Source organism: uncultured Oceanicoccus sp., from assembly GCF_963968385.1.
GTDB lineage: Bacteria > Pseudomonadota > Gammaproteobacteria > Pseudomonadales > Dasaniaceae > Oceanicoccus.
The window spans coordinates 1-8324 of the sequence record NZ_CAXAHB010000065.1; the positions used below are offsets into that span (position 1 = coordinate 1).

Annotated in this window: 9 protein-coding genes; 1 reads left to right on the forward strand and 8 read right to left on the reverse strand. The window is 45.4% G+C overall.

Going from position 1 to position 8324, the window contains the following annotated elements:
- From AACP44_RS07305 to AACP44_RS07330, 6 genes are all read right to left on the reverse strand, one after another.
- The coding region (locus AACP44_RS07305; protein WP_339339824.1) for a wax ester/triacylglycerol synthase family O-acyltransferase at nucleotides 1–1507 on the reverse strand (1507 nt) is incomplete at its 3' end.
- Nucleotides 1508–1814: 307 nt separating this feature from the next.
- On the reverse strand, nucleotides 1815–3233 hold the full coding sequence (locus AACP44_RS07310) for a DUF3336 domain-containing protein (protein ID WP_339339833.1): 1419 nt from the start codon (nucleotides 3231–3233) through the stop codon (nucleotides 1815–1817).
- Between the two features lie 70 nt (nucleotides 3234–3303).
- Complete coding sequence (locus tag AACP44_RS07315) at nucleotides 3304–4791, reverse strand: wax ester/triacylglycerol synthase family O-acyltransferase (RefSeq protein ID WP_339339825.1); 1488 nt, start codon at nucleotides 4789–4791, stop codon at nucleotides 3304–3306.
- 260 nt (nucleotides 4792–5051) lie between these two features.
- The gene (locus tag AACP44_RS07320; protein WP_339339826.1) at nucleotides 5052–5696 is read right to left on the reverse strand and encodes a TetR/AcrR family transcriptional regulator; all 645 of its coding nucleotides are present in this window, start codon (nucleotides 5694–5696) and stop codon (nucleotides 5052–5054) included.
- A 138-nt stretch (nucleotides 5697–5834) separates the two neighbouring features.
- Entirely contained in the window at nucleotides 5835–6203 is a 369-nt protein-coding gene (locus AACP44_RS07325) for a hypothetical protein (protein WP_339339827.1), read from the reverse strand.
- A 156-nt stretch (nucleotides 6204–6359) separates the two neighbouring features.
- Nucleotides 6360–6803 carry a hypothetical protein gene (locus AACP44_RS07330; protein WP_339339828.1) on the reverse strand — a complete coding sequence of 148 codons (444 nt, stop codon included), beginning with the start codon at nucleotides 6801–6803 and terminating at the stop codon, nucleotides 6360–6362.
- Nucleotides 6804–7239: 436 nt separating this feature from the next.
- Between AACP44_RS07330 and AACP44_RS07335 the strand changes: the two genes are divergently transcribed.
- Nucleotides 7240–7596, forward strand: a complete 357-nt coding sequence (locus AACP44_RS07335) for a hypothetical protein (protein WP_339339829.1) — start codon at nucleotides 7240–7242, stop codon at nucleotides 7594–7596.
- Nucleotides 7597–7672: 76 nt separating this feature from the next.
- On the opposite strand, the gene AACP44_RS07340 is transcribed toward AACP44_RS07335, so the two are convergent.
- Together AACP44_RS07340 and AACP44_RS07345 are read right to left on the reverse strand one after the other, a co-directional pair.
- Nucleotides 7673–8065: a phosphate ABC transporter substrate-binding protein gene (locus AACP44_RS07340; protein ID WP_339339831.1), complete on the reverse strand. Its 393-nt coding sequence runs from the start codon at nucleotides 8063–8065 to the stop codon at nucleotides 7673–7675.
- Nucleotides 8066–8115: 50 nt separating this feature from the next.
- Nucleotides 8116–8324, reverse strand: a 209-nt coding sequence (locus AACP44_RS07345; RefSeq protein ID WP_339339832.1) for a hypothetical protein, incomplete at its 5' end; no start/stop codon positions are given.

Below are 8324 nucleotides of genomic sequence, written 5' to 3' on the forward strand. Positions count from 1 at the left end.
TAGCCTTTGCTGCGGACGCTTTCTTGGGCTTGACCTTTGCTACGGACGTGGTTTTCTGTTTTGTTGTGGCCTCAGGCTTGGCCTGTGCCTGCTTTGGCCAAGCGGGTAGCCCAGCGGCCATTTCCAGCTCCACCAATGCTTCTTCCATATAATCAATCAATCGTTGCACCTTCGGCACCGAGCGTCGGCAAGCGGTGATACCGAAGCCAACGTTTTGATCCATCGTTACCAACGTAATATTAATGGCCATACCATGGTTGATAATGGATACCGGATAGGCACCTTCCAGTTTTGCTCCATTCCAATACACCGGTTCTTGTATGCCAGGCACATTGGAAATAACGAGATTAGTAGGTGGCGGCACCTTTGTTAAACCTAGTTGTTCCATAAACATGCCAGGACCATTCACTAAGGAGGTATACAGCAAAATTTCTAGCGAAGACATACCCTCGTAAAGCGCCCTGCCGGCAAGCACCGAGTTTTTGATCACCTGAAAGCGCTTTGCCGGATCCTGGATATTAGTTGCCAGATCAACAGTAATTGTTGCAGCTGCATTGGTGGTATCAACATCACCTGCCGCTCGCATCGAAATCGGAACCAAGGATTTTAGTGAGTGTTCGGGCAATTCAGCATGTAGTTGCAAATAACGACGCAGTCCACCGGCACACATCGCCATCACCGCATCGTTAAAGGTTCCATCAAACGCTTTGCCAACGGCTCTTATTCGAGCAAAAGGCCAAGATTGAGCAACAAAGCGGCGTGCACCACCGATCTTTTGATTTAGGGAAGTGCGCGGTACGCGCATATGGGGCAGAGTCAAATCGCCAGCTTTCCAGAGATAAGCTTTCGCTGTGGTTTTCAAGGCGTCGTAAAAGTTTTGACTGGAATTAAAAGTATACTTAAGTCTATCACTCACGTTGCGCAATTTCTGTTCACTCAAGGCGGACTGCTCAACAACGGGAAGCCCTGCCTTATAGGCATTCCAGGTACTTAACGATAGTGGTGACTCCTTTAAAATATGGTTGGGGTCGTTAGATAACAAGCAGCGCGCAATATGTATTGAGCGCATACCATCCATAGTAGCGTGGTGTTTTTTTTCGTATAGCGCAAACTGCCGATTTGGCAGACCTTCAATCAAGTGACTTTCCCATAGTGGTCTTTTGCGATCCAGCAATGTCGAATGCAGTCGAGATACCAGATTAAATAACTCGCGATAACGACCCGGTGCCGGAAGAGCGGAGTGACGCACATGATAATCCATATCCATGGAGGGATCAGGCTCCCAATAAACATCACCGGCCATGCCCAAAGCACCCATTTTTAGTCGATCGCCGAATGGCGCTAGCAGGGAATCAGCAGTGTGCAGATTTTGCGCCAGATCATGCAGGAATTCACGCTCATCAACCCCATCCGGCAAGGTGAACAGATCGAGCCCACCGACATGCATCGGTGTCTCTCTGGTCTCGCCCATCAAAAAGCTCTTGTCCATCATTGTTAGTTTTTTCATCGGTGCCTCGGTTAGTGGTGAAGTTATCAGCTGAGAATTAAATAAAAATGCTTATTTAAACTGCAATTCTGCGCTTGAGCTAGGAATGCAAAGGAATCATATTCAGCCATTTAGTATGACCTAAACACAATGGATTTAGCGCGAATCCAGCCCTTAGCACCGTTTATGACTCTGGCAAATTCAACATAGAAGTCAACAAACAGCTCTAATCTGTTAATCGCTAGCCATTATTCTTAATTATCCGCTGGCTGACCCAATATCGCGCAAAGCTCGATCATTTATTCTGTTTAGCCATAGCCGCAATTACCTAGAAAATCTTGCTTTTCTCATAACGTTGTAATATTTCTCGCAGAGTGCGGCTAATTTTTGTCTGTAGCCGAATCATCTCCAGTTTTGGCCAAGTACAGCGCTCCCCAGTAGCAATCAACTCCATTACCTTTTTCTCACCCGGAAAACCAAGCAAATGCTGGGGATTGATAAATCGATAGTCAGGCAAAATATTGATATCACCAACATAGTCCTGATTGATAATGGTACGCGTTAAGCTGGCGGCTCGCGTGATTAAGCCATTGTTTTTATCCGCTCGATCGAGAATCATAGTGATCGCATTAAACCATTCGCGGGTGGCGCGCAGACCTGCATGCTGTAACAAGCCAACCGATGACTTTTTACGCCGGCCATCTGATATAAAGGGCAATACATGCGGATTGGTCTGACTGACAATATAGTGATTAACACCATAGAGCCGCGCCAACCGCTTGGCTGGCAGATCGTCACTCATGGAACCGTCTATCCAGCGCCGCGACGGAAGATAACTCTGTCGCTCGCCATTATCATCCAAAGCCTGCAACATTACCGGCGGAAAAACGCCCGGTACGGCGCAAGAAGCCATCACTGCGCTGCGCATCAACACGCTAGGTGACGTTATTGCATTAAGCAATCGAGACGTTTGATGTGTTTCTGCTGGGGCGATAGAGACATTCATGGCTCTGCCAGTTTTTTCAAACGCCTTCTGGAAAGTTAAATCATCGGGAAACAACTGGCTTAGCACTTGCTCCATTACAGCTGGGCCAGGAGTACCGACACGCTTGGCTGATTCGGGCAGTTGCTGGAGAAATGCTTCAGGCTCTATTAACTCGCGCAATTCCTCCTCTGTGCGACTACCAATAACGCTACCAACGATAGAACCACCACTGGAACCCGACATAACAGTGGGCAGCAGGTCGGCCTCCAACAGTGCTCGCGCCACCCCCATATGAAAGTACAGCAACGAACCCGAGCCGCTCAGCATCAATGCAGAGTGGCCAAAACAGTGACTGGCGCGACGGAAGAAATCGAGCTTCTCATCGGCACTGATATCATCAGTAGATTCGCCGGCAAGGTGCTCGAGAGTATCGACGATTTCATCGATATAATCCTCGATCAGCACTTTAGTGCCGGAAAGTGCATGCCCATATAAACCGGCCCGCCCCATACCACCCATATTGCCATGGATACCTTCATTCAGCGTGTATAGCAGGCCGCGGTGATCATGTCGCGCCTTCAGGTTGCGTAGCCGATCGAGGCGGAGACGGATAGAAACATAATCATACTGCTGGCTGTGATCGCGCTGGCGCCAATGGTGTAGCCCATTGCGTTCATCGTAGGCGCGAGCCGCTTCACGCCATTCCTGATAGGACGATGCCTGACTTAGCGCACGCTTGATTTTATTGTTGTTAATTACCATCACAAAAAATTTCTACTCCACTTTCAAATCAAAATTTGGCTGTCATTTCAAGACCTATAGCGAGCACGGATCAAGTCTTAGCTTTCGCTGTTTTTCGAGATGCGCGCTTGGTCTTAGTCTTAGCTACCGGCATGGTTTTCTTCTTCGGCGATGTGGCGATCCCAGCAGCCTCTTCAAGTTCTACCAGTGCTTCTTCCATATAGTCAATCAATCGTTGCACCTGCGGCACTGAACGTCGACAGGCTATAATACCAAAGTCCACGTTCTGATTATTAGTGATCAGCGTGATATTCACGGCAGCACCATGGATGACGATGGACATTGGATAAGATCCGTCGAGCCTTGAGCCATTCCAATATAACTGTTCTTGTATGCCCGGCACATTGGAAATCCAAATATTGCTAGGTGGCGGCATCTTGGTTAACCCTAGTTGTTCCAGAAACATGCCAGGACCGTTTAACAGGGAGGTATACCGTATTATTTCTGGTGGCGACATGCCGTCGTAAAGTGCCCTGCCAGCAAGTACCGAGTTTTTGATCACCTGAAAACGCTCTGCCGGATCTGCTAAATTTGTTGCTAGATCGACAGTGATTGCTGCAGCCGCATTACCGGCGTCGGCATCACCTTTAGCCCGTACTGACAGTGGAACCATAGATTTCAGCGATTCCTCCGGCAGCTCAGCATGTCGCTGCATATAGTGACGCAGGGCGCCAGCACACATTGCCAATACCGCATCGTTAAAAGTTCCATCAAACGCCTTCCCTACGGCTTTCACTCGAGCAAAAGGCCAGGATTGAGCGACAAATCGACGCGCGCCATCGACTCGGGTATTCAGGGAACTCCGCGGCACACGCATATGCGGCAAAGTCAAATCGTAACTCTCGCCCCAATAGACCTTTGCCACCGACTTCACCATACTATAAAGATGCCGACCAGAATCAAAAGTGGCCTTAAGTCTATCTGCAACATTGCGCAACTCTTTATTACTAGGGCCTGATTGTTTTTTGCTTGCGAGCAAGGACTTGTAGGCATTCCAGCTCGTTAAAGACAATGGCGAACCCCGCTGAATATAATTAGGGTCGTTGGATAACATACTACGTGAAATATGCATTGCGCGAATACCGTCCGCAACCGCATGGTGTACTTTTTGATACAGCGCAAACTGTCGATCTGGCAAGCCTTCAATAAGGTGCACTTCCCATAGTGGTCTTTTGCGATCCAGTAATGTCGAGTGCAATCGAGATACCAGATTAAACAATTCGCGATAACGACCCGGTGCGGGTAGCGCCGAATGACGCACATGGTAATCCATATCCAAATCGGGATCGCGCTCCCAACTAACGTCACCAGCCATACCCAATATGCCTATCTTCAGACGATCACCAAATGGTGGTAATAACTCGTCAGCGGTGCGTAGATTTTGCGTCAGGCCATGCAGGTATTCATGTTCATCAACTCCGTCCGGCAAAGTAAAGAGAGATAGCCCACCAACATGCTGCGGCACCTCTCTACTTTCACCAATTAGAAAACCTTTATCGATCGCTGTCAGTTTTTTCATAGAATATTGCGATTACGCCATGTAGATAAACTGGGGTTTATTATGCTAATTGAATATATTATTGCATATATTATTCCATTAATGCATTTTAACACGCCACCCAATGCTCTCGTTGACTAAACCAATAAAATACAACAGGATCAGCAAAACACGGCAACATTTTTAGCCAGAGCCAAGTTGCTCTTGGTGTTTTCAGCATGATGCGCTGTTGTGCGAGCATAGCTAGCTTCAAATTATTCGAATAAAGAGATCTTGATCCGCTAGTTCTGAGACTGAGTTAATAGCGTTTGATACAAATCTCGACACTCCTGATAGATAAACTTATAAGACTCACTTAAGTATGGCGAAACCAACGACATAACCTGAAAAACACCGCGGTGGATAGCCAGCACTTCACTATCAGGCATATTTCGAAAACGCGTGTGAGTCAGCCAATGAGTAAGAATAATCGTGATATTCTCACAAACCTCATCAAGTGCATCATCAGTTATTTGTAGAACACCACTTTCAACCAATAGCGCCAGTAATGTATTGGCTGTTTGGTATTTCTGCTGCAACAAGTGCATAAAGCGCCGTTCAACTTTCTTATCTCGTTGCAAAATATCAGAAAGGTTTTGATAGAAAAAGCGAAACTTGTAGATGTGCTCAAACACAACATAAAGATAAAACCAGCTATCTTCGGTATTCAGAGTTTTTTCTAAGGGGGCGTTTAATATGTCGACCAACTCATGCTCAAAACCACTGTACAGAGCATTGATAATCAACCCTTTACCCTTAAAGTGGTAGTAAAGGTTACCTGGGCTGATATCCAGCTCATTGGCAATATCAATAGTACTCACATTGGGCTCACCCTCTTCATTAAAGAGAGTCAAACTTGTCAATAGAATTTTATCCCGCGTTTTCATCGGAAAATATTCCTGTTGTGGATAGCGACAAAAAGCAGACCCCGAATTTAAAAGGCCTAGTTTACCGAAATATTCTGAGCACTAATTATTTTCGACCGCTTAGGCCTTGGCGCAGGCTTTAACCTTATTGTCAGTTTATTAAGCTTTTTTTACTTCTTTAGATAAAGCATCTACCGCCGCAACCACTTGATCCAGCTTGGCCTCCAGCCGAGCAATATCATCATCTTTTTGAGCCGACCCAAAACCCAGCGAGGCGCGCATTTTTTCAATACGTGACTCTATACTAGCAGTGGTTTTTTCAATGGGGTCGACCACCTGACCGATGGCCATCTCTTCTAGCTTGGCACCTTTCACCACTAGTTCCTGAAACAGCTTTGGTACATCTTTACTGGCTTTGGAGTATTTTTCGGAGGCTTCGTCAAACGCCTTACCATAAGCACCCAAGCCAGCAAGCCAGATATTTTTCGAAATCTCGCTAGCGCGATCACCCAATTTGTCTTTAGACATTATCTTTCTCCTGATCGATAGTTAGTAAATCTTGCACAATGATTATGTAGCGGTAATCGTGCTATTCTAATTCAAATCCAAGAAATTTTTCAAAAAAAACCGCGCGGTTATCATCCTGCGCGGTTAAATCGAGACCTATATTAGATAGGGTTTTACTTAAGCGGCTTTAGTGGTGCTTTTTGACTCAGATTTAGCGGCTTTAGGTTTAGCTTTGGCTTTAGGCTTAGCTTTGGCTTCAGTTTTAACTTCAGCTTTTGTCTCAGACTGCTCTTCGGCAGGCTCTTGCGCAGCGTCGGTCTTATTGACAGCGAAGACTGAGCTGAGTTTTTCGTAGCTGTTGCGCAGTGTGGTAATACGCTCATTCAGCCTATTGTCTTGCTGAGAGAAAGCTACAACTTTCTCTTTCGCCAATGCTTCCAATTCTACGCCACGGTCAACATACCCTTGAAACTGTTCATCACGCTTTGCGTTCAGCTCTTTAACTTTAGAGACACCACCTTCATAAACTTTTCCGTAGAAACCCAGGGTGGCTAAGAAAATATCTTTTGCCACCAATTTGCCATTTTCTACTTGCTCTTTAACACTTGCTTGCCTAGTCATTGTCACACTCCGGTTTTGGATGGTAGATAATAAAACGGTTTATCGTTAAAAAATTTGAGATCTGATCCCAGTTAAAGGCTAAGTTATCAATAAAAATTAGAATAAACATACTAAAAAGCTAAATTGATAAAAAAATGTTGTTTTTGGCTTGGCTATGCCATCTGAAACTGACCATAGTGCTGCTTCGGTTTGCGTATTAGCACCGATCACTACATAAAACACTACTGCATAACCTAGCTCATATATCGACCTGCATTATGGCGGTGAAGGCCTAATTAGCCGTGTGGAAACCACTTATCATTCGCGGCCTATGGGGAAATGATTAACGAATAGTTAAATGCTGAGCAAAAAATCGAAAACGCCTAGAAAGTGCCTAGTAATGGTGGATAACATCTAATGATTAAAAAAATGAGGCGCTTTTAACCGAGATCGTCAAATGGTGGGTCAAGGTGCTGTTAGACTAGGCATTCTTGAGCCCACTTTTCCTCAGGAAGTGATAGAGAACTTTGTCAAGATATGCACCATGATGGTTGAACCCTTGAACTACATTGCAGCTGACCTGCCTCCGGAAGCTTTAAATAAAAACGGTGCCTATCGATGGGGTTTCGCAAATCTACCAAAACGTGTGGCCAAACAAGCGGGACAAGCCGCGCTAAGCCAGCACTTTAAAACACCGCTCAAGGAATTTACCTTGTTTAGTAGAAAGCTATTGGGTGTTTTTAGCTTGATTGACGCACTGAAAGCCGAATTTGATGCTCGCCCGTTAGCCCGAAGGTATTTACTGCAGGAGTAATTTTGCCGTGATTGCTCTAGCTAATTGGCTGATAGCTATCTTGGGTTTATTCGCCGCTTCAAAGCAAAGCCTGGATTTAAGGGATTGTTAAAATAACCTTGATGGTAATGTCGGCACAATCACCATGGATATAGCCGATCATACTCGGATTAACCTTAATCAAACTCTTCACCTCGTTGCAACTGTTCACCTGAATCGGTGGCTGCCCTCGACCGGTAAAAACCTGCCGAGCCCAATACGCGTTGAGTTGACTTTCATTTTTACTGATAAGCTTGCTATAAAACTCACGACTGGTGTCACTGTTTCTGGGCTGATCAACAGGCACTATCAACTTTCCGTTAGGCAGTATTCTGGTTTTACCCAGAAATATATTAGCAACCTGTTCCGAAGAAATAGTATTTAACTCCATACTGGGATGAACAATGACAACAATATCGGCAAAAACACGCACGGGAAATAGTGAAGCCATTAGCATAGCCATCAATAATGCAAACCAGTGAGTATGTGGCCTAATGCTCATTAAAACACCATATGTATTACTAATGAATAGGTGTCGACATTATCGACTTCTGCCGCTCTATTGGGATTTGGAAATCTTAAGTTAAAAAATTTACCACCGGTATCATCAAGCTCGACAAAATGACTCCACTGCAATTTTAGACTGCTATTGGCGTTAAGATTGTAGCGCAAGCCCAGAGTATAAGAGGTACTGGCATATTTCAGAACAT

Coding starts and splice junctions, on each gene's coding strand:
- AACP44_RS07310 (WP_339339833.1), bottom strand. CDS start 3,233: ATGGTAATTAACAACAATAAAATCAAGCGTGCGCTAAGTCAGGCATCG.
- AACP44_RS07315 (WP_339339825.1), bottom strand. CDS start 4,791: ATGAAAAAACTGACAGCGATCGATAAAGGTTTTCTAATTGGTGAAAGT.
- AACP44_RS07320 (WP_339339826.1), bottom strand. CDS start 5,696: ATGAAAACGCGGGATAAAATTCTATTGACAAGTTTGACTCTCTTTAAT.
- AACP44_RS07325 (WP_339339827.1), bottom strand. CDS start 6,203: ATGTCTAAAGACAAATTGGGTGATCGCGCTAGCGAGATTTCGAAAAAT.
- AACP44_RS07330 (WP_339339828.1), bottom strand. CDS start 6,803: ATGACTAGGCAAGCAAGTGTTAAAGAGCAAGTAGAAAATGGCAAATTG.
- AACP44_RS07335 (WP_339339829.1), top strand. CDS start 7,240: ATGGTGGGTCAAGGTGCTGTTAGACTAGGCATTCTTGAGCCCACTTTT.
- AACP44_RS07340 (WP_339339831.1), bottom strand. CDS start 8,065: ATGGCTTCACTATTTCCCGTGCGTGTTTTTGCCGATATTGTTGTCATT.